Here is a 19,820-nt window from a genome sequence, read left to right on the forward strand (position 1 = left end):
CCGCCGGCCGCGCGGCGCCGACTCTTCGCCCAACTCGCTTATTGCTTCGCAAACGCTTCGTTACACTCGGCGGCGCGCGCTGGGTGAACCGCATATGAACAATTAACGTTAGTTTTCCGGGAAAAACTGACATTGCTGTCGATAAGAACGGCTGGGCGCTTTGCGGCCTCGATTGGGCGAATTTGGGGCATCCGGCGGCGATCGATGCGCGTATCTGGGCTCCATTCGAAATCAATCGAAGGACCAGAAACCATGAACAAGTATAGCGTAACCCTTTCGGCCCTCGCGGTCGCCGTCGCGGCGCCCTCGCTCGCACAGGCGCAGTCGATCGGCATCGGTGGCGGTGCCGGCGGCATTGTCGGCGTCGGGATCGGCCAGGATATCGGCGGCGCCATCGGCGTCGGCGCACGCGGCAATGCGGGTGCAAATGTCGGTTCGGTCGTGGACCGCGCCACCGGCACCGCGCGCCAGGCGGTCGGCGTCGTGCGCGAAAGCGTTCGTGACATGCCCCCGCCCCCGGGCGCAGAGGTCTCGGCCCGCGCCAGCGCCGATGCCCATGGTCATGGTCATGGTCATGGTGCGGGCGGTGTCGCCGACGTGCATGGCCGCGCGCTGATCGATCTCGATGCCGTTGCGCTGGGCAGTGCCGTCGCCAACCGCGCGGGTGAAGTCGTCGGCCGCGTCCGCTCGATCGCCCGCAACGCCAGCCGCACCCCGGTCGGTCTCGCGGTCGAACTCGACAGCGGCACCGTCGTCACCGTGCCCCACGCCGCGTTGGCTATGGAAGGCGACGCGCTCGTGATGCTCGAACAGCCGATGGCGGACGATCATCACGACCATCATGACGACATGGACCACGAATAGTCCGTGACTGGCAGGCCGGATGGCGAAGGGCTCCCCGACCATCGCCCCGGCCTGCCGCAATCGGCGAGCAGTCGACATTCCCCCAAGGCAACTGCTCGCCGATTGCCCCCTTTCGCGCTTGGCCCTATAGCCGCCGCTCAACCCCTCAAAAGGACGGATTCGCGTGAGCAGAAGGCGGCAAATCTACGAAGGCAAGGCAAAGATCCTCTACGAGGGGCCCGAGCCCGGCACGCTCGTCCAATATTTCAAGGACGACGCGACCGCCTTCAATGCGCAGAAGAAGGGGCAGATCGCCGGAAAAGGCGTGCTCAACAACCGCATCTCCGAACATATCTTCAAATCGCTAGCGACCATCGGCGTGCCGACCCATTTCATGCGCCGCCTCAACATGCGCGAACAATTGATCCGCCAGGTCGAGATCGTGCCGATCGAGGTCATCGTGCGCAACGTCGCCGCAGGCACTTTGTCGAAGCGCCTCGGGATCGAGGAAGGCACGCAGCTGCCCCGCACGATCATCGAATATTGCTACAAGAATGACGAGCTCGGCGATCCGATGGTCGCCGACGAGCATATCGCCTGCTTCGGCTGGGCGAGCCAGGACGAGATGAACGACATCGCCGACATGGCGATCCGCATCAACGACTTCATGTGCGGCATGTTCTCCGGCATCGGCATCCGCCTCGTCGACTTCAAACTGGAGTTCGGCCGCCTGTTCGACGGCGATTTCTCGCGCATCATCCTCGCCGACGAAATCTCGCCCGACAGCTGCCGCCTGTGGGACATGAAGTCGAACAAGAAGCTCGACAAGGACCGCTTCCGCCAGGACCTCGGCGACGTCGCCGAAGCCTACCAGGAAATCGCCCGCCGCCTCGGCCTCCTCACCAACGAAGACGGCGAAGCCGGCGCGGTCCTCGACCTCGACGCGCACAGGAATAAAAAAGGTAAGTGAGTGTTCGGCGCACCCGCGTCGTCACCCTGAACGCCGCGCTCGGGCCTCTCGATTATCGCGTGCCCGACGGCGTGGAGGTTGCGCCGGGAGACGTCCTGCACGTCCCGCTCGGCCCCCGCCAGCTGGTCGGCGTCGCGTGGGAGCCTGAGCGGCTCCCGACCGAAGAAGTCGGCGACAACCGCCTCCGCCCGTTCCTTGGCAAGGTCGACATTCCCCCGCTCCCCGCCCCGCTCCGCCGCCTGTGCGAGTGGACCGCAGACTATTACCTCTCCCCGCTCGCCAGCGTGTTGCGCATGGTGCTGCCAAGCGCCGCCTTCGCCAACCCGCGACAGCTCACCGAATATCGCCCCACCGGCACCCGCCCCGACCGCATGACGCCCCAGCGCACCCGCGCGCTCGAAAAGCTCGAAGGGCGGCAGGGCAGCGTCCGCGAACTCGCCCGCCACGCGGGGGTCAGCGACGGCGTGATCCGCGGCCTCGTCAACGCGCTGGCCTTGGAGCCCGTCGCCATCGACGCCGACGCGCCCTTCCCCGTCCCCGATCCCGATTTCGACCCGCCCGAGCTGCGCCCCGAACAGGCCGACGCCGCCAAACGCCTGCGGTCATCGATCGGCCAGGGGTTCCAGCCCTTCCTGCTCGACGGCGTCACCGGCAGCGGCAAGACCGAAGTCTATTTCGAGCATGTCGCCGAGGCGCTCCGGCAGGACAGGCAGATCCTCGTCCTGCTCCCTGAAATCGCGCTCACCGAGCCCTTCCTCACCCGCTTCACCAAGCGCTTCGGCTGCGAGCCCGTCGCGTGGCACAGCGACCTGCGCGCCTCCGAGCGCCGCCGCGCCTGGCGCGCCATTGCCACGGGCGAAGCCAAGGTCGTCGTCGGCGCCCGCTCCAGCCTCTTCCTCCCCTACGCCAAGCTAGGCCTGATCGTCGTCGACGAGGCCCACGAGACCAGTTTCAAGCAGGAAGAAGGCGTCCAGTACCACGCCCGCGACGTGGCCGTGATGCGCGGAAATTTCGAGGACATTCCGGTCCTGCTCGCCTCCGCCACCCCCGCGATCGAAACCCGCCACATGGTCGACATCGGCCGCTACGAGGAGGTCAGGCTCACGGAGCGCCACGCCACCGCCGAGCTGCCCGAGTTGAGAGCCGTCGACCTCACGCAGGATCCGCCCGACCGGCAGCGTTGGCTCTCCCCTTCGCTGGTGCGCGAACTCGAGAAGAATCTCGAGGCTGGTGAGCAATCTTTGCTCTTCCTTAACCGCCGCGGCTTCGCCCCCCTCACCCTCTGCCGCACCTGTGGCCACCGCTTCCAATGCCCCAACTGCACCGCCTGGATGGTCGAACACAGGTTGATGGCAAGGTTGGCTTGCCACCACTGCGGGCATGTGATGCCTCCACCCAGCGAGTGCCCCGAATGCGGTGAGGAGGACACGCTGGTTGCCTGCGGCCCCGGCGTCGAACGCATCGCCGACGAGGTGAAAGCGCTCTTCCCCGACGCCAAGACCGCGGTCGTCACCTCGGACACAATCTGGAGTCCCGCGAGAGCCGCAGAGTTCGTGCACGCCATGGAGGCGGGCGAGATCGACATCGTGGTCGGCACCCAGTTGGTGACCAAAGGCTACCACTTCCCCGACCTCACGCTCGTCGGCGTGGTCGATGCGGACCTCGCGCTGCAAGGCGGCGACCTGCGCGCGGCCGAGCGGAGTTTCCAGCAGATCATGCAGGTCGCGGGGCGCGCCGGGCGTGGTGAGAAACCGGGCCGCGTGCTGATCCAGACCCACGACCCCTCCGCCCCCGTGCTCGAAGCACTGGTCGCGGGCGACGGTCCGGGCTTCTACGAGGCCGAGACCGAGGCACGGCGCGGCGCCGCCATGCCGCCCTTCGGCAGGCTCGCCGCCATCATTGTAAGCGCGGAAGAAGAAGCCGACGCGGTCGGCACCGCCAAGCGATTGGGGGACAAGCGACCCAATGTGGAGGGAATGGCGATCTACGGCCCCGCGCCCGCACCGCTCGCGATGCTGCGCGGCCGCAACCGCCAACGGCTGCTGGTCCACGCCGAACGCAAGCTCGATGTCCAGGCCGAAATCCGCAAATGGCTCGACCAGGTCGACTGGCCCAGCCGGGTACGCGTCACGGTCGATGTCGATCCCTATAGTTTCGTCTAAACAAGCACTTAACCGCGATTAATGCTTGCGATGATGGTCTTGATGCACAAGACTGGGACCATCAGTTTGAGAAAGGTCCGGGGGACAGGATGAACAAGTTTGGGTTGGGGCTGCTTGCCGGTGTGGCGGGCATGGTGGCATTTCCGGCGGCGGCGGATGCACAGTGGAAGCGCGCGGAAACGCCGCACTTCATCATCTATTCGGAAGAATCGAGCGACAAGCTCGAAGACTTCGCGCGCGAACTGGAATTGTTCGACGGCGCCTACCGCATGGCGCGCGGCGTTCCCAATCGCGAACTGGACGAAGGCAACAAGGTCCGGGTGTTCGCGGTCGAAACGCTGAACGAGGTCGAAGAAGCCGCAGGCGGCGCAAGCGGGGTCGCGGGCTTCTACATTCCGCGCCTCTCGGGTCCGGTCGCGGTCGTCCCGCGCGTAGGGGGCGGCAACAACGCCCGCGGCATCACGCCCGAGGTGATCTTCTACCACGAATACACCCATCACCTGATGTTCGAGACGCTCTACAGCCCGATGCCGGCATGGCTGCGCGAAGGCTTTGCGGAGTTTTTTGGCACTGCAGAGGTCGACGTCGACAAGAGCCAGGTGGAGCTGGGCCGACCGGCCATGCACCGCGCGGACCAGCTGCAATATGTCAATCCGGTCCCGATGGAGCAGATGCTCGGCGACGATCTCGACTATAGCGATTTTCGCGACGTGACGTCGGTCTATGCCTGGGGCTGGAAGCTGACGCACTATCTGACGTTCGAGGAGAGCCGCGCCGGCCAGCTCGACAACTATATCGCCGGCCTGATGCGCGGCGAGGAGCCGGTCGCGGCGGCCAAGGCTGCCTTTGGCGACCTCGATCGACTGGGCGGCGAGATGCGCGGTTATCGCAAGAAGCAGCGCCTGCCCTACGTCCGCCTCGACGTACCGCGCCTGCCTGACAATGCGGTGCGCATTCGCGACGTCACGCCCGGCATGGAAATGGCCATGCCCGCTTATATGCGCTCGCAGGTCGGCGTCTCGAGCGAGGAAGAAGCGCAGGCCGTTGTCGACGACGTGCTCAAGGCGGCGCGTGCCCATCCCGACGACGCGATGGTGCAGCGCGTGCTGGCCGAGGCGCAGTATGACCTGCGCAATTTCGACAAGGCCAAGGAAGCGGCCGAACGCGCGATCGAGCTCGATCCCGAGCTGGTCGATGCGCATCTCTATATCGCCAAGATCGCCATGGCGCGCGTGAACCCGCCCGACAGCTGGGAAGAAATCGAACGCCAGGTCGAGGAAGCCAAGAAAAAGGCGGAAGCGAAAAAGAAGGGCGAGAAGTATGAGGAGCCCGAGAAAGTCGAGAAGGACAAGCCCGATCTCGACCCCGACGTGCGCTACGCGCTGTTCCAGGAGGCTCGCGAGCATATCCAGATTGCCCGCGACCTCGCGCCCAAGGATCCCGAGCCGCTCTACATGTTCTACGACACGTTCGTCGAAGAAGGCGTCGCGCCGCCGATGGTCGCGCTACAGGGACTGATCCAGGCGGTTCAGCTTGCGCCCTATGACACCGAAGCACGGTTCGAGGGTGCCAAGGCGCTGCTGACCCATAATAACACCAAGGACGCCGAGGTCCTGCTCTCGGCCATCGCGTACAATACGCACGGCCTTGGCTCGGCGAAGGCCGCGCGGGCGATGATCGACCTCATCCGCGAAGGCAAGACCGAGGCCGCGATCGCGATCGACCCCGAAGACTTTTCGGGCGACGAGGACGAAGAGGAAGAGGGCGCCGAAGCCTAGGGCTTTGGTCCACCCGAGGGAGCGATGGGTCGCCTTGCCCCGTTAGGACGGGCATGGCGACCCTTATTCCCGTCTTAGGCGACCAGCTGAGCCTCGATCTTTCCTCGCTCGATGTCGAGGACCGCTCGGATTGTATCGTCCTCATGATGGAGGTCTGGGACGAGGCGACCTATGTCCGCCACCACCAGCAGAAAATCGCGTTGATCTTCTCTGCCATGCGTCACTTCGCCGAGGAATTGCGCGAGGGCGGTTACGAGGTCGATTACGTCAAGCTCGACGATGACGACAATTCAGGCAGCTTTACCGGCGAGGTCGAGCGCGCGCTGGCTCGCCACGACATTGATGCCATCCGCATCACCGAAGCGGGCGAATATCGCGTGATGGACGCGATCGAGGGTTGGTCGGACACATTCGAGCTCCCCGTCGACATCCGCCCCGATACGCGCTTCGTCTGCAGCCTCGACGAATTCACCGCCTGGGCGCAGAGCCGCGACGGTGGGCTGCGCATGGAATATTTCTATCGCGATATGCGTCGCAAGACCGGGCTCCTCATGGACGGCGACGAGCCCGTTGAAGGTCGCTGGAACTTCGACCACGAAAATCGCGACAGTGCCGATCCCGACACCGACTTCCCGCCCCGCCCCACCTTCGAGCCCGACGCCATCACGCGCGACGTCATGGACCTCGTCGCCAGCCGCTTCGGCAACCATTTCGGCGACCTCGAAAGCTTTACCTGGCCGGTGACCGCCGCCGAGGCCAAAGACGCACTCGAACAGTTCCTCGACCACCGCCTCCCCTGTTTCGGCGCGACGCAGGATGCGATGCTCACGGGCGAGGACTTCCTCAACCACGCGCTCCTCTCGACCTCGATCAATCTCGGCCTGCTCGACCCGCTTTACGTCTGCGAGCGCGCCGAGCGGCGCTACAATGACGGCAAGGTCCCGATCGAAGCCGCCGAGGGCTTCATCCGCCAGATCATCGGCTGGCGCGAATATATTCGCGGCATCTATTGGTGGGAGGGGGAAGGCTATGGCGAAGAGAATTACTTCGACGCCAAGCGTGACCTGCCCGACTTTTACTGGACCGGCGAGACCGACATGCACTGCATGGCCGAAGCCGTCCGCGCCACCCGCGAGCATGCTTACGCCCACCATATCCAGCGGCTCATGGTGCTCGGCAATTTCGCACTGCTTGCCGGGATCGAGCCACGCCAGGTCCAGGACTGGTACCTCGTCGTCTACGCCGACGCCTACGAGTGGGTCGAGATGCCCAACGTCGTCGGCATGGCGCTCTTCGCCGACGGCGGCGCGATGGCGTCCAAGCCCTACGCGGCTAGCGGCAACTACATCAACAAGATGTCCGATTATTGCAGTTCATGCCGCTATAACGTCAGCAAGAAGACCGGCGAGGACGCCTGCCCCTTCAACGCGCTCTACTGGCACTTTCTCGACCGCCACCGCGACAAGCTCTCCAGCAACCACCGCCTCGGCCGCATCTATTCCAACTGGGACCGGATGGATGACGCGCGTAGGCAAGAGTATCGCGACAGCGCCGACGCCTTCCTGAAAACGCTCACTCCTCCGCAGGAGCCGTGGGCGCGCTGAGCGCCTGTTTGCGCCGCACCCACCACGGCGCCATCACCTCGCCCTTGTCCATCGCTTGTTTGAGCATCCACAGCCCCGCCGCGGTCGCCAGCACCAGCGCGATCAGCGACGCCTCCAGCCCGAACGCCCCGCCCGACAGCAACTCCGGCCCCGACAACTCCGCCGTCACCAGCCCTTCGACGTCGTTGCCCGACACCGGCACGTCGAACACGAATCCCTGCGTCATGTTCCAGCCGAAATGGATCCCGATCGGCAGCCACAAGGACCGCGTCCACATATAGGCCGCCCCCAGCAGCAGCCCCGCCTCGATCGAAATCGCGATCGAGGAAAAGGTCGTCGCATTGGGATTGGCATCGTGCGCGAAGCCGAAGAAGAGCGCGGTCAGCACCAGCGCCGCCCAGCTGCCCGCAAACTCCTCGATCCAGCGGAACAGGATGCCGCGAAAGATCAGCTCTTCCATGAAGCCTGCGATCAGCCCCGCCCCCGCGAACAGGAAAACGAAATCCGAAAAGCCCCCCTCGCCGACGATATTGTAGACGTCGAACACCGCCGCGATCCCCACGATCGCCGCCATCAGCAGGAACGAGCCGCCGATGCCCAGCCCGAGATCGCGAACGGCATTCTCGGCGCGCAGGTCGTCATGCTTGCGCTCGCCCAAGTGCCGGATGACCAGCTTGTAGGCGAGGAAGGACAAGGTGATCACGATTACCGCGCCGAGCAGCTGGCCGGCCGTCTCGCCGACTTGCGGCGTCAGCACCGCCATGACCTCGCCAACCGTGAAGACCACGACCGCGATCACCAGCAGCGCGATGATCATCGCCACCAATGGAAAATCGACGGTCTTCTTCCAGAGCGGCTGGCTCACTGCATCGGTCATACGGTCCTCCCCCGGGGTCACGCCGGGAAGAGTGCGCCGCGCGCGCGGCCCATGCAAGCTAAAGGTCGAGCTTCGCCTGGTCGGGCGTCACGCCCTCGGCCTCGAGCAACCGCTTCTTGATCTCCAGCCCCCAGGCATAGCCGCCAAGGCTCCCGTCCGAGCGCACCACGCGATGACAGGGGATCAGCACCGAGACATGATTGGCTCCGTTGGCGCTGCCCGCGGCGCGGACCGCGCCCGGCTTGCCGACCGCCGCCGCCAGTTCGGCATAGCTGCGCGTCTCGCCCGGCGGGATCTTGCGCAACTCCTGCCACACCGCCTCTTGGAACGCGGTGCCCGCCACGTCGAGCGGTAGGTCGGGCATGGCGAGCGGGGCTTCGACCGCCTGCACCGCGCCCGCGACCCAATCGGCGATTTTCCCGTCATCGGGCAGGATCGTCGCCTTGGGGAAACGCTTCGTCAGCGCCGCCTCGTCCTCGCCGAAGCTCAGTCGGCAGATGCCCTTGTCGGTCGCCGCGACCAGCATCGGCCCCATCGCACTGTCGACCACGGCGTAGCGGATCGTCGCGCCCGCCCCGCCTTTCTTCCACGCGCTCGCGCTCATGCCCTTGCCCTTCCGGTCCTCGTAAAATCGGCTCGGCGCTTCGTAGCCGGCCTCGTAAATCGCGTCGGTGACGCGCGTCTCTCGGCTCAACGCCTCGTCCGCCCTGCCCTTGCGCCTAGCCCGCGCATAGGCGGCGGGCGACACGCCCATCGCCCGCTTGAAAACGCGCTGGAGATGGCCGGGCGAGTAGCCGGTCGCCGCCCCCAGCTCCTCGAGCGTCGCGGGGCCTGCCTCGAGCAGTTCGACCGCCTTGGCCACCGCCGCTTCATCGGGTGCGACATCGTCGGGGTGGCAGCGCTTGCATGCCCGCAGCCCCGCCCCCTGCGCCGCGCGCCCGTCATCGAAAAAGCGGACATTGGACCGCTTGGGATGCCGCGCCGCGCAGGACGGCCGACAATAGATACCCGTGGTCAGCACCCCGGTCACGAACAGCCCATCCGCGCGTCGGTCGCGCGCCTTCACCCGGGCCCATCGTTCGTCGTCGTTCAGAATCATCGTGTGGATCATGACAGCAAGCAGTAGCCGCGCCAACGGTCACTGGCTTCCCGAAGCTTGCGGTCAATGTTTCACCTTGCCCGCAGCCGCGCCGCGGCGCAGCAGCAGGCCATGGGCAAACGCACGACCCACGAGGGCGAACTGAGCCGCGACGACGTGCAGGCGTTGCTAGCGCAGCATTTTGCCGAGATGCGCGCCGACAGCCCGCCCGATGCCTGCCACGTGATGACGGCCGAGCGGCTTGACGACCCGGCGATTCTCGTCCTGACGCTGCGCGAAGAAAACGGAACGCTCGCCGCGGTCTGCGCACTGCGCACGCTCGATGACGACCATGGCGAGATCAAGTCGATGCGCGCTGCCGATCACGCGCGCGGCACGGGCGCGGGCAAGGTCATGCTCGACGCCTTGATCGATCGGGCGAAAGCGGCCGGGATGACGCGTCTGTCGATGGAAACCGGAAACAGCCCGCTCTTTGCTGCCGCCAACCGGCTCTACGAAGGTGCGGGCTTTACGCGATGCGGTCCGTTTGCGGGCTACCGCCCGACCCCGTTCACCCACTTCTTCACGAAGCGCATCGCTTAGTCGAGATTGGCCAGCCAGTCGGCCATCACCGGCAGGGCGCCCGCGGCAATGTCGTTATGCCCCGCGCCCTCGATCCGCACGAAGGTCGCATCGGGGCGAAGCCGCGCGAGCCGTTCGCTGTGGGAAGCGGGCACGATCCCGTCATTCGCGCCATGGATCAGAAGCACTTTTCCCGATGCCTTGGCGATCCGGCCCTTGGTCGTGAACTTGTCGCGCAGGAGCAGCTTGTTCGGCAGGAAGGGAAAGGCCGCCGATGCCGCGTCGGGCAATGACGTGAAGGCCGCGATCAGGATCAGCCCGGCAAACTTCCCGTCGAGCGCCAGCCGGCTCGCCACCCCCGTGCCGATGGAGAAGCCGCCGATCACGATGTCGCCGTCGTCCACGCCCTGCTTGCGCACGAAGCGCAAGGCCGCTCTTGCGTCGCGCTTCAGCCCCTCTTCACTCGGCGCGCCGGGATTGCCGGCATAGCCGCGATAGGAAACGAACAGCGCGCCATCGTCGGGCCCCAGCGCCCCGTCCACCCACGAGGCGCTGTTGCGCGCACTGTCGCCATTGCCGTGAAAGAAGATGAGGGTCTTGCCGCCTTCCCTGGCAGGGCGGAAGAAAGCCTTCAGGCGCAGCTCGTCCTCGGTTGCGAGCTGGACGACCTCATAGCCTGCGGGCGGCGCGCTCCAGTCGCTCGCATCGCGACTCGTGCCGGGGTAGATCATCGTGCGTTGCAGGGCGAAAAGCATAAGAAGAACCAGTCCGATCGTCAGGAAAAGGCTGAGAATGAAATTGCGCATGGCCTAGGGGCCTATGGGTCGCGCAAAGCGCCCGGATGCACAAGCCCGGCAAGGCGGATCGTCGCCGATTTCGACCCCCTCTCGGGCTCTTTTTCGAAAAGCTTCAGGACAGTGCCTTGCATCCTTTCCCACCCCTTGCTAGGGGCGCGCCAACCCATGGGGGGCGCACGGTTTTTTACCCAAGAGCCGCAGCGCCCCGTTTGATGCATGGATGGACCATTTGTCTGGAGCTTGAGCCAACGTGAATAGCAGCGGCGGCATCCGGGCCAGCCTGGCGGGGCGTTACGCTTCGGCCTTGTTCGGCCTGGCACGTGAGGAAAACGAAATCGACACGGTCGCGGCGAATCTCGATTCGCTTCGCGCGGCTCTGGCCGAATCGAACGATCTCGACGCGCTGATCGCGTCGCCCGCGATGACCCGCGACGATGCGGCGCGCGCGACCCAGGCGATCGCCCGCGAGTTCAAGCTGCACCGGCTGACCGCCAACTTCCTCGGCGTGCTCGCCGAGAATGGCCGTCTCGACCAGCTCGGCGCCGCGAGCGAAGCGTTCGCCACGCTCGTCGCCGATCACAAGGGCGAGGCCCGCGCCGAAGTGACCAGCGCCCGCGCGCTGTCAACCGACCAGCTCGCCGCGCTCCAGAAGAAGCTTTCGGCCCGCGTGGGCCGCGACGTGACGCTCGACACCAGCGTCGATCCCGATCTCTTGGGTGGCCTCAAGGTCCAGCTCGGTTCCGAACTGATTGACGCCACCGTCCGTACCAAACTCAACACCCTCGCCCAGGCGATGAAAGGCTAAATGATGGATATCCGCGCCGCTGAAATTTCCCGCGTCATCAAGGACGAAATCAAGAATTTCGACGCTGACGCCAAGGTGACCGAAGTCGGTTCCGTCCTCTCGGTCGGTGACGGCATCGCCCGTGTCCACGGCCTCGACAACGTCCAGGCCGGTGAAATGGTCGAATTCGAAGGCGGCGTGCAGGGCATGGCGCTCAACCTCGAGCATGACAATGTCGGCGTCGTCATCTTCGGTTCCGACCGTGAAGTGACCGAAGGCTCGACCGTCAAGCGGACCGGCACCATCGTCGACGTCCCCGTCGGCAAGGGCCTGCTCGGCCGCGTCGTCGACGCGCTCGGCAACCCGATCGACGGCAAGGGCCCGATCGACGCGACCGAACGCAGCCGCGTCGAAGTCAAGGCGCCGGGCATCATCCCGCGTAAGTCGGTGCACGAGCCGGTCCAGACCGGTCTCAAGGCATTGGACGCGCTCGTCCCCGTCGGCCGCGGCCAGCGCGAACTGATCATCGGCGACCGCCAGACCGGTAAGTCGGCCGTCGCCATCGACACGTTCATCAACCAGAAGAACGTCAACAAGTCGGACAATGAGAGCGAGAAGCTCTACTGCATCTACGTCGCCGTCGGCCAGAAGCGCTCGACCGTCGCGCAGATCGTCAAGCAGCTCGAAGAAAATGGCGCGATGGAATATTCGATCGTCGTCGCCGCGACCGCTTCGGAGCCCGCACCGCTGCAGTTCCTCGCGCCCTACACCGGCTGCGCTATGGGCGAGTATTTCCGCGACAACGGCATGCACGCCGTAATCGTCTATGATGACCTTTCGAAGCAGGCCGTCGCCTACCGTCAGATGTCGCTCCTGCTGCGCCGCCCGCCGGGCCGCGAAGCCTATCCGGGCGACGTCTTCTACCTGCATAGCCGCCTGCTCGAGCGTGCGGCGAAAATGAACGAAGACAATGGTGCCGGGTCGCTGACCGCGCTGCCGATCATCGAAACGCAGGCGGGCGACGTGTCGGCCTACATCCCGACCAACGTGATCTCGATCACCGACGGCCAGATCTTCCTCGAAACCGACCTCTTCTACCAGGGCATCCGCCCCGCCATTTCGGTCGGCCTCTCGGTCAGCCGCGTCGGCGGCGCCGCCCAGACCAAGGCGATGAAGAAGGTTGCGGGCTCGATCAAACTCGAACTTGCCCAGTATCGCGAAATGGCCGCCTTCGCCCAGTTCGGTTCGGACCTCGACGCTGCGACGCAGAAGCTGCTCGCACGCGGTGCCCGCCTTACCGAGCTGCTCAAGCAGCCGCAGTTCCAGCCGATGCCGATGGAAGAGCAGGTCGTCTCGATCTACGCCGGTACCAACGGCTTCATCGATGACGTGAAGGTCGAGGACGTGACCCGCTACGAGGCCGCGATGCTCAGCTACATCCGTTCGGATCATGCCGACATCCTCAACACCATCCGCGAGACCAAGAAGCTCGAGGACGACACGGCTGCCAAGCTCAAGGACGCGCTCGAAGCGTTCGGCAAGCAGTTCGCTTAAGCGCAACGAGGACCAATAGGAGACGCTAGCCGATGGCCAGCCTCAAAGACCTCAAGGGACGGATCAACTCGGTCAAGTCGACCCAGAAGATCACCAAGGCGATGAAGATGGTCGCCGCGGCGAAGCTTCGCCGTGCGACCGAACGCGCCGAGGCCGGACGTCCCTATGCGCAGCGCCTGTCCGACGTCATGTCGAGCCTCGCCGCGCGTATCACCGTCGGCCCCCAGTCGCCCAAGCTCATCGCGGGCACGGGCAAGGACGACGCGCATCTCATCATCGTCGTGACCGCCGACAAGGGGCTCGCGGGCGCCTTCAGCTCGAACATCGTCAAGGCCGCGAAGGCCAAGGCGGACGAACTGATCGCCGATGGCAAGGACGTCATGTTCTACGTCGTCGGCCGCAAGTCGAAGCCGATCCTCAATCGCTTCTTCCCCGGCAAGGTTGTCGGCCAGCACGACACGATGGGCATCAAGAACCCGTCCTACAGCGACGCGCAGGCGATCGCCGACGACATCATCGACCGCTTCAATTCCGGTCGCTTCGACGTCGCGCATCTCGCCTACGCCGAATTCAAGACCACCCTGTCGCAGATCCCGCAGGTCGACCAGATCATCCCGGTCAAACCCGCCGAGGTCCAGGAAACCGACGCTGCCTCCGCCGCGGTCGAATATGAGCCGGGCGAAGAGGAAATCCTCGCCGACCTGCTGCCCAAGAACGTCGCGATCCAGATTTATCGCGCGCAGCTGGAAAACCAGGCCGGCTTCTACGGCTCGCAGATGACCGCGATGGACAATGCGACGCGCAACGCAGGCGACATGATCAATCGCCTGTCGATCCAGTATAACCGCCAACGCCAGGCGGCGATCACCACCGAACTCGTCGAAATCATTTCGGGCGCCGAAGCGCTCTAATCGGAAGGCAAGGAAGAGATACCATGGCCACCGCCACCAAGACCCAGACCGGCCGCATCGCGCAGGTCATCGGCGCCGTCGTCGACGTCGAATTTGACGGCGAGCTGCCGCCGATCCTCGGCGCGCTCGAGACCGACAATAACGGCAACCGTCTCGTGCTCGAGGTCGCCCAGCACCTCGGCGAGAATATCGTCCGCACGATCGCGATGGACGCCACCGAGGGCCTGACCCGCGGCCAGGAGGTCAAGGCGACGGGTTCGATGATCGAAATGCCGGTCGGCCCCGAAACGCTCGGCCGCATCATGAACGTCATCGGCGAGCCGATCGACGAACTGGGCCCGATCAACGCCAAGCGCACCGCCCCGATCCACGCGGAAGCGCCGGAGTTCGTCGACCAGTCGACCGAAGCCGACATTCTCGTCACGGGCATCAAGGTCATCGACCTCCTCGCCCCCTACGCCAAGGGCGGCAAGATCGGCCTGTTCGGCGGCGCGGGCGTGGGCAAGACCGTGCTCATCCAGGAACTGATCAACAACATCGCCAAGGGCCACGGCGGCGTGTCGGTCTTCGCGGGCGTCGGTGAACGTACCCGTGAGGGTAACGACCTCTACCACGAATTCCTCGACGCCGGCGTGATCGCCAAGGACAAGGACGGCAACGCAACGCCCGAAGGGTCGAAGGTGGCGCTGGTCTACGGCCAGATGAACGAACCGCCGGGGGCCCGTGCCCGCGTCGCCCTGTCGGGCCTGACCCAGGCGGAATATTTCCGTGACGAGGAAGGTCAGGACGTCCTCTTCTTCGTCGACAACATCTTCCGCTTCACCCAGGCGGGTTCGGAAGTGTCGGCGCTGCTCGGCCGTATCCCGTCCGCGGTGGGTTATCAGCCCACGCTGTCGACCGACATGGGCGCGCTGCAGGAGCGCATCACCTCGACCAACAAGGGCTCGATCACCTCGGTGCAGGCCATTTACGTCCCCGCGGACGACTTGACCGACCCTGCGCCGGCGACCTCGTTCGCCCACTTGGACGCGACCACCACCCTGTCGCGCGCCATCTCGGAACTCGGCATCTATCCGGCGGTCGACCCGCTGGACTCGACCAGCCGCGTTCTCGAGCCGCGCGTCGTGGGCCAGGAGCATTACGAAACCGCCCGTGCGGTCCAGGAAATCCTCCAGAAGTACAAGTCGCTCCAGGACATCATCGCCATTCTCGGCATGGACGAACTGTCGGAAGAAGATAAGCTGACCGTGGCTCGCGCCCGTAAGATCCAGCGCTTCCTCTCGCAGCCGTTCCACGTCGCGGAAGTCTTCACCAACATTCCGGGCCAATTCGTCCAGCTCGAAGACACGATCAAGTCGTTCAAGGCGGTCGTGAACGGCGAGTATGACCATCTTCCCGAAGCCGCCTTCTACATGGTCGGCGGTATCGAAGACGCGGTCGCCAAGGCCGAGAAGATGGCGGAAGACGCCTAAGCCCCGTGGCGAAGACCGCTCTTCGCCTCGAGGACTGCATCAACCGGGTCTGCCCCTGGTCGGGCGACCCGGTGCAGGCCGACAGCCTCACGCACTATCGCGGCAAGGTCGTCGGCTTCTGCAACCCGGGATGCCGGGACAAGTTTGAGAAAGCCGCATCCGATTTCGACGCGGCGATCGGAGATTAGAAGCCCATGTTGAACTTCGAACTGGTCACTCCCGAAAAGCTCGTCCGCGCGGACGAGGTGCACATGGTCGTGGTCCCCGGTGTCGAGGGCGACTTCGGCGTCATGGAAGGCCACGCGCCATTCATGACCACGCTCAAGGACGGCGCGCTCGAAATCTACAAGAGCGCCGGCGGCGAGCCGGAGCGCGTCATGGTCTCGGGCGGTTTTGCCGAAGTCGGCGACAAGGGCCTGACCGTGCTCGCCGAAAAGGCTGAAGGCTAAGCCTTCACGACCGCATAGAGCGACAGGCCGGCCGGGAATTTCATCCGGTTCACCAGTTTGCGCTCGAACGCGAAAATCTTCTCGAACGTGCCGTTGACCAGCGGCGGCGGAACTTCGCCTGCATTGGCGGCCGCCTTGCTGAACCGCGCCAGCCCGCGCTGCGCGATGGTGAGGGGGAAGAGCTTGCCTCCCTATTTGTAGATCGCGCCACATACTGGATCGATTATGAGGCTATGACGCCTGCACAGTTCGAGATCGCAATTCTGCTGGCCTTAATTATTGCCGTCGGCGTGGGCTTGGCTTGGTGGTCAGGGCACTGGATCATCGCGCCAATATTATTATCTGGAATCTATTCTGCCACGATTGCGGCCGCTTTAGTCGAGCGTCGACTGGCTACAAACGATTCAAACGAACCCGGATCCTAGCCAAGAGTTTTCATCCCAGCTGATCTATTCGTTGGGGACCATGCAAAGTGCCTTAATTGAGCACGGCGCGTCGCCCCTCGAACCACCAATGGCGGTCCTCGGTCGCGTCCATCTCTTCGTAAATCTCGCGTTCCATGCCCGTCCCCGTTCGCTCGACGGTCCGAACGCTAACGCGAAGGGCACGCCGACGATAGTGGTGTAAAGCGCGCGCACTCTGGCGTGGAGTGCTTCTTGTAATCTGTCCGTCTCTGGGACAGCGTAGGCTCTAGGCGTGCACGGGGGCGCGGCGTTTGGTTAGCAGGGACGCTGACGCGAGGGGGATCATGAAGGGCAATTGGCGCGAAGCGGCGTATGAAGAGCGGGGCCTGCTCGGCCTGACCGCTGCGCTGCTCGCCGCCATCTTGCTGCTCAACCCCGTCGGCTTCCAGGGCGGCGGCATGGACGACTGGCAATATCTCAATGCTGCTCGTTGCTGGATCGAGTACGGGCCGTGCCTACCGGAGGATCATTGGCAATCTCGATGGCCGGTCATTGCGCCTCTGCTGGCCTCCCTCGGTCTATTGGGTGAGTCGCGATGGTCAGCCGGACTTCCTTCTCTACTTTTTGGGCTGACAATCCTCACGATGTTGTGGGGACTCTTTGTGCGGACCGGTCATGCGAGAATCGGTTCAATGGTTACCCTGTTCGTCGTTATTACACCCGCCTTCACCACTCGCCTTCTCCAACCGAACGTTGAATATCCAGAATTACTAATGCTTCTTGCGTGCGCTCATAGCATGCTTAGCTATCGAAATAGCGCAAAAAGACACTGGGCATTTGCGGCCGGGATATTCTTTGCGCTTTCAGTACAGGCTCGGGAGACGGCTGCCGTTGCCTTGCCGATCCTGCTGCTCTTTGCATGGAAGTGGGCTCGCTCGGACATCAGAGCCCTAATCGCCGCTGCTTTTGGCACCGCAATTCCCACTGCGGTCGAACTATTAATCTTCTTAGTTGAGACAGGTAATCCGTTTTACCGACGCACTCTATCGATAGACCACACTCAAATTCTATCGACAGAGCTCAAGTCGCAACCCGACCCCAACGCCCCTCCTTTCTTCAATACCACCTACATAGCGAATTGGCGTCACCAACCGGGAATCGCAATTCATTGGTCCGTCGATGGGCTAATCAATCTAGTCTTCAATGCAGTTGGTGGATTAAGTCTCCTTTTCAATTTGCTCCTATGGCCTGTGACGGCGGGCAAGGTGAGCGAGAAAGAAAGTCGTCTCATAAAGTTTGCTGTTCTTGCGATGGCCTATTGGTCGTTCGTTATCGTCTACGCCCTAGCAATCGATCCCAACCCGCGAATGCTTTTGGTGCCGATCCTGGGAAGTCAGGTAATATTGGCTATCCAATTAGGCGTTCTCGAACGGCTCGGCTGGAGGTTGGCTAGGTTCATGATTCTAACGGCAATGACGGTGTCTGGTTTGGCTGTCATTTTAACGGTCGCTGGCAATCACCACGCAGAAGACGAGCTAGAACACCTCTTGATTAAGTTTGATGGTCAAATTGAATCCGACATCAATACCCGAAAACAGCTCGAACTCATTAGTGGTCGCGAAACCCTAACTACAGTGTTCGACGACAGACCATTACTTCTTGTCCAGCTGGGGGAGCAGTGTGCTCCGTGGGCAAATGAGAAATTCGGCGAAGACCTTAGTTTAGTTCGGTCGATTGACATGAATCCTTTGCGCTCGCTCTATCAAACCGACGCCGGATTCTTTTGCCTGTTTAGATATAGGCAGCCAATCGAACCCAAAGACTTCCTAGTCGCACGCTTTCCCATGTTGCCTGACGAAATCCAAAAACAGATGGGTTCAGACGCACGTCAGAACTTTGAGAGGTGATGCCAGCATACACCGAACAAGCCTTCTATAATTCTGCGGCTAGATGCGATTGGAAGGGCTTGTCTGCGGCTCCATCCATCGGTTCACAAATCTTGCGATCCAAAATGAGAAGATCGCCAAGAGCGCTCCGACAATCCCGTCGATTGCATAGTGCCATCCTAGTCCGATCGAGAGCAGAAACATGCCTACGCAGAATAAGACTGCAGGAAGAAACAACATTGTCCGATGCCATGCGAGAGCGACCCAGGCTGAAGAAGCGATGTGCAGCGAAGGCATCGCGCTTATCCCGGACGACAGACCTTGCGCTCCTGCAGTGTAATGGGCCCAAAGATAATCCGCCAAAACGGAGACGACCTGTGGATAGGTTCGCGAAGCAAACAAGCTGCCGTAGCCTAGTCGTTCATAGAATATTGGGCCGCCAGCTGGAATGGCAAGCTGGACCAAAGGTGAAATGACGCACCACAAAAAAAAGTACGCAATGATAAGGTTGGTTCGTTTATTGCTGGCTTTCCGCATACCGACCGCCATTAACGTACCGCAGACCCCAGCGAACCACCCGATATGATAGATGTTCCCGAAAATGCTCGGAGCGTCAAAATACAACCACCCGAAAAGCGCCAAATCGATCTGCGCGAGCAGAGGATCCGCCCAAAGGGGTCGTTCATTGATCAATGTTTTTACGGCATTGTAGGCAGGCATCGCAAAGCCGCCTAGGACGACCAAGGGAATTGACCTAATAAGCCGTGGCACCACTGTTTTGGGAGAACGATGTCGTAAGGTGACATACGCTATGACCAGTGACGCTAAGCCAACAAATATTTGCGACCAAAGTGCGAACCATTCCCATTGCACCGTGGGATCAAAACTGTCGAATACGAGGCCGACCGCAAGAAGCAAAAGAACCATTGCGAAGCACGCCGGAAACCACTCTTTCGCAGCCCAGCCGTCAAATAGTTTTCGTTCCATGGTTCCTTAAATCTAAAGATTGCGGCTCTGAAAATTATGATGCCAGGGACGACCGTTTTGGAACTAGGCAGTCCGTGTACAATCCATATCCGTCGATCGGAATATTGACCGTATGAAGATATACAGGATGGTCGATTCCTTTAGCTAACCAAGCTGCCTCTTTCGGAACTGTGACCGCGAATAAGTCCAGTTCGTTCGCTCGGTCCTGCCAATCATAGCTGTCCATCTTATAGGCTGTGAGAATGATGTCTCTGAAGCCAAGTCTCTTCACTTGGTCATACTCGTCCAGTTCATAGATCTGCGGAATAAATTGATCGCGTGGCAAATTTTGTAGTCCTTGGTTACCGCTTTTCATGTCTGTCACAATGCGAATATCGGGATGTTGTGCCAGCCACTCCAGCAACTGCGACAATGTCAGGTCACTTACATTTTGTTCATCATGACCTAGTCGCAATTCACCATCAATTTCGATGAAGTCCAACTCGATCAGATCGAATCCGTGGTGCGCCGCGAGGTCGAGCGCTTCGATATTGTTCGCATAGGTCGCTCTGGGAGTCCCCCCCCCCGCATGTGCAACTAGAGGAGCATCGCTAGCAGTATATTCGTCACAGCCTGGAGAGTGGACAAAATTCCCGTAAAGAACGTAAGTAAGTGCACTGCCTAAGCCGAGCGCCGCCACGAC

Annotated in this window: 18 protein-coding genes; 13 read left to right on the plus strand and 5 right to left on the minus strand. The window is 62.6% G+C overall.

All coding sequences use genetic code 11. From position 1 onward, the window contains the following. The first annotated feature begins 252 nt into the window (after nucleotides 1-252). The 5 genes from KTQ36_RS09080 (at nucleotide 253) to KTQ36_RS09100 (ending at nucleotide 7,357) form a co-directional block, all read left to right on the plus strand. Nucleotides 253-864, plus strand: a complete 612-nt coding sequence (locus KTQ36_RS09080) for a hypothetical protein (RefSeq protein WP_218633348.1) — start codon at nucleotides 253-255, stop codon at nucleotides 862-864. Nucleotides 865-1,027: 163 nt separating this feature from the next. Further along, the gene (purC, locus tag KTQ36_RS09085; protein WP_218633349.1) at nucleotides 1,028-1,813 is read left to right on the plus strand and encodes a phosphoribosylaminoimidazolesuccinocarboxamide synthase; all 786 of its coding nucleotides are present in this window, start codon (nucleotides 1,028-1,030) and stop codon (nucleotides 1,811-1,813) included. Then, nucleotides 1,810-3,975, plus strand: a complete 2,166-nt coding sequence (locus KTQ36_RS09090; RefSeq protein WP_218633350.1) for a primosomal protein N' — start codon at nucleotides 1,810-1,812, stop codon at nucleotides 3,973-3,975. The genes purC and KTQ36_RS09090 overlap by 4 nt, the downstream gene beginning before the upstream one ends. Before the next feature lie 89 nt (nucleotides 3,976-4,064). Beyond that, the gene (locus KTQ36_RS09095) at nucleotides 4,065-5,753 is read left to right on the plus strand and encodes a DUF1570 domain-containing protein (protein WP_218633351.1); all 1,689 of its coding nucleotides are present in this window, start codon (nucleotides 4,065-4,067) and stop codon (nucleotides 5,751-5,753) included. Nucleotides 5,754-5,806: 53 nt separating this feature from the next. Continuing rightward, on the plus strand, nucleotides 5,807-7,357 hold the full coding sequence (locus tag KTQ36_RS09100) for a cryptochrome/photolyase family protein (protein ID WP_218633352.1): 1,551 nt from the start codon (nucleotides 5,807-5,809) through the stop codon (nucleotides 7,355-7,357). Here the strand turns inward: KTQ36_RS09100 and KTQ36_RS09105 are convergent. Together KTQ36_RS09105 and ada are read right to left on the minus strand one after the other, a co-directional pair. Further along, on the minus strand, nucleotides 7,326-8,234 hold the full coding sequence (locus KTQ36_RS09105) for a CPBP family intramembrane glutamic endopeptidase (protein WP_218633353.1): 909 nt from the start codon (nucleotides 8,232-8,234) through the stop codon (nucleotides 7,326-7,328). The two genes, KTQ36_RS09100 and KTQ36_RS09105, sit on opposite strands and share 32 nt — an antisense overlap. A 58-nt stretch (nucleotides 8,235-8,292) precedes the next feature. Next, nucleotides 8,293-9,333: a bifunctional DNA-binding transcriptional regulator/O6-methylguanine-DNA methyltransferase Ada gene (gene ada, locus KTQ36_RS09110; RefSeq protein ID WP_218633354.1), complete on the minus strand. Its 1,041-nt coding sequence runs from the start codon at nucleotides 9,331-9,333 to the stop codon at nucleotides 8,293-8,295. A 66-nt stretch (nucleotides 9,334-9,399) separates the two neighbouring features. On the opposite strand from ada, the gene KTQ36_RS09115 reads away from it, so the two are divergent. Next, nucleotides 9,400-9,915: a GNAT family N-acetyltransferase gene (locus tag KTQ36_RS09115; protein ID WP_218633355.1), complete on the plus strand. Its 516-nt coding sequence runs from the start codon at nucleotides 9,400-9,402 to the stop codon at nucleotides 9,913-9,915. Here the strand turns inward: KTQ36_RS09115 and KTQ36_RS09120 are convergent. Then, the gene (locus KTQ36_RS09120; RefSeq protein ID WP_218633356.1) at nucleotides 9,912-10,700 is read right to left on the minus strand and encodes an alpha/beta hydrolase; all 789 of its coding nucleotides are present in this window, start codon (nucleotides 10,698-10,700) and stop codon (nucleotides 9,912-9,914) included. The genes KTQ36_RS09115 and KTQ36_RS09120 overlap by 4 nt on opposite strands. A 241-nt stretch (nucleotides 10,701-10,941) precedes the next feature. On the opposite strand from KTQ36_RS09120, the gene KTQ36_RS09125 reads away from it, so the two are divergent. The 7 genes from KTQ36_RS09125 (at nucleotide 10,942) to KTQ36_RS09155 (ending at nucleotide 18,172) form a co-directional block, all read left to right on the plus strand. Beyond that, on the plus strand, nucleotides 10,942-11,496 hold the full coding sequence (locus KTQ36_RS09125; protein WP_218633357.1) for a F0F1 ATP synthase subunit delta: 555 nt from the start codon (nucleotides 10,942-10,944) through the stop codon (nucleotides 11,494-11,496). A gap of 3 nt (nucleotides 11,497-11,499) precedes the next feature. Further along, nucleotides 11,500-13,029, plus strand: a complete 1,530-nt coding sequence (atpA, locus tag KTQ36_RS09130; protein ID WP_218633902.1) for a F0F1 ATP synthase subunit alpha — start codon at nucleotides 11,500-11,502, stop codon at nucleotides 13,027-13,029. A 32-nt stretch (nucleotides 13,030-13,061) separates the two neighbouring features. Beyond that, a complete protein-coding gene (locus KTQ36_RS09135) occupies nucleotides 13,062-13,940 on the plus strand; it encodes a F0F1 ATP synthase subunit gamma (protein WP_218633358.1) in 879 nt (292 codons plus the stop codon). Between the two features lie 23 nt (nucleotides 13,941-13,963). Then, nucleotides 13,964-15,412: a F0F1 ATP synthase subunit beta gene (gene atpD / locus KTQ36_RS09140; protein WP_218633359.1), complete on the plus strand. Its 1,449-nt coding sequence runs from the start codon at nucleotides 13,964-13,966 to the stop codon at nucleotides 15,410-15,412. A 5-nt stretch (nucleotides 15,413-15,417) separates the two neighbouring features. After that, entirely contained in the window at nucleotides 15,418-15,600 is a 183-nt protein-coding gene (locus tag KTQ36_RS09145) for a glutathione S-transferase (protein ID WP_218633360.1), read from the plus strand. A gap of 6 nt (nucleotides 15,601-15,606) precedes the next feature. After that, the gene (locus tag KTQ36_RS09150; RefSeq protein WP_218633361.1) at nucleotides 15,607-15,861 is read left to right on the plus strand and encodes an ATP synthase F1 subunit epsilon; all 255 of its coding nucleotides are present in this window, start codon (nucleotides 15,607-15,609) and stop codon (nucleotides 15,859-15,861) included. 748 nt (nucleotides 15,862-16,609) lie between these two features. Further along, the gene (locus KTQ36_RS09155) at nucleotides 16,610-18,172 is read left to right on the plus strand and encodes an ArnT family glycosyltransferase (protein ID WP_218633362.1); all 1,563 of its coding nucleotides are present in this window, start codon (nucleotides 16,610-16,612) and stop codon (nucleotides 18,170-18,172) included. 39 nt (nucleotides 18,173-18,211) lie between these two features. Here the strand turns inward: KTQ36_RS09155 and KTQ36_RS09160 are convergent, their stop codons facing one another. Then, nucleotides 18,212-19,138 (minus strand): phosphatase PAP2 family protein, encoded by a 927-nt coding sequence (locus KTQ36_RS09160; RefSeq protein WP_218633363.1) that lies wholly within the window; start codon nucleotides 19,136-19,138, stop codon nucleotides 18,212-18,214. 34 nt (nucleotides 19,139-19,172) lie between these two features. Further along, complete coding sequence (locus KTQ36_RS09165) at nucleotides 19,173-19,817, minus strand: PI-PLC domain-containing protein (protein ID WP_218633364.1); 645 nt, start codon at nucleotides 19,815-19,817, stop codon at nucleotides 19,173-19,175. Between the last annotated feature and the right edge of the window lie 3 nt (nucleotides 19,818-19,820).

Source organism: Sphingomicrobium clamense (assembly GCF_019264355.1).
GTDB lineage: Bacteria > Pseudomonadota > Alphaproteobacteria > Sphingomonadales > Sphingomonadaceae > Sphingomicrobium > Sphingomicrobium clamense.

What these genes read in the sequence shown, in the direction of transcription:
- KTQ36_RS09080 (WP_218633348.1), top strand. Translation starts at nt 253, where the DNA reads ATGAACAAGTATAGCGTAACCCTTTCGGCCCTCGCGGTCGCCGTCGCG.
- KTQ36_RS09095 (WP_218633351.1), top strand. Translation starts at nt 4,065, where the DNA reads ATGAACAAGTTTGGGTTGGGGCTGCTTGCCGGTGTGGCGGGCATGGTG.
- KTQ36_RS09100 (WP_218633352.1), top strand. Translation starts at nt 5,807, where the DNA reads ATGGCGACCCTTATTCCCGTCTTAGGCGACCAGCTGAGCCTCGATCTT.
- KTQ36_RS09105 (WP_218633353.1), bottom strand. Translation starts at nt 8,234, where the DNA reads ATGACCGATGCAGTGAGCCAGCCGCTCTGGAAGAAGACCGTCGATTTT.
- ada (WP_218633354.1), bottom strand. Translation starts at nt 9,333, where the DNA reads ATGATTCTGAACGACGACGAACGATGGGCCCGGGTGAAGGCGCGCGAC.
- KTQ36_RS09115 (WP_218633355.1), top strand. Translation starts at nt 9,400, where the DNA reads ATGTTTCACCTTGCCCGCAGCCGCGCCGCGGCGCAGCAGCAGGCCATG.
- KTQ36_RS09120 (WP_218633356.1), bottom strand. Translation starts at nt 10,700, where the DNA reads ATGCGCAATTTCATTCTCAGCCTTTTCCTGACGATCGGACTGGTTCTT.
- atpA (WP_218633902.1), top strand. Translation starts at nt 11,500, where the DNA reads ATGGATATCCGCGCCGCTGAAATTTCCCGCGTCATCAAGGACGAAATC.
- KTQ36_RS09135 (WP_218633358.1), top strand. Translation starts at nt 13,062, where the DNA reads ATGGCCAGCCTCAAAGACCTCAAGGGACGGATCAACTCGGTCAAGTCG.
- atpD (WP_218633359.1), top strand. Translation starts at nt 13,964, where the DNA reads ATGGCCACCGCCACCAAGACCCAGACCGGCCGCATCGCGCAGGTCATC.
- KTQ36_RS09150 (WP_218633361.1), top strand. Translation starts at nt 15,607, where the DNA reads ATGTTGAACTTCGAACTGGTCACTCCCGAAAAGCTCGTCCGCGCGGAC.
- KTQ36_RS09155 (WP_218633362.1), top strand. Translation starts at nt 16,610, where the DNA reads ATGAAGGGCAATTGGCGCGAAGCGGCGTATGAAGAGCGGGGCCTGCTC.
- KTQ36_RS09160 (WP_218633363.1), bottom strand. Translation starts at nt 19,138, where the DNA reads ATGGAACGAAAACTATTTGACGGCTGGGCTGCGAAAGAGTGGTTTCCG.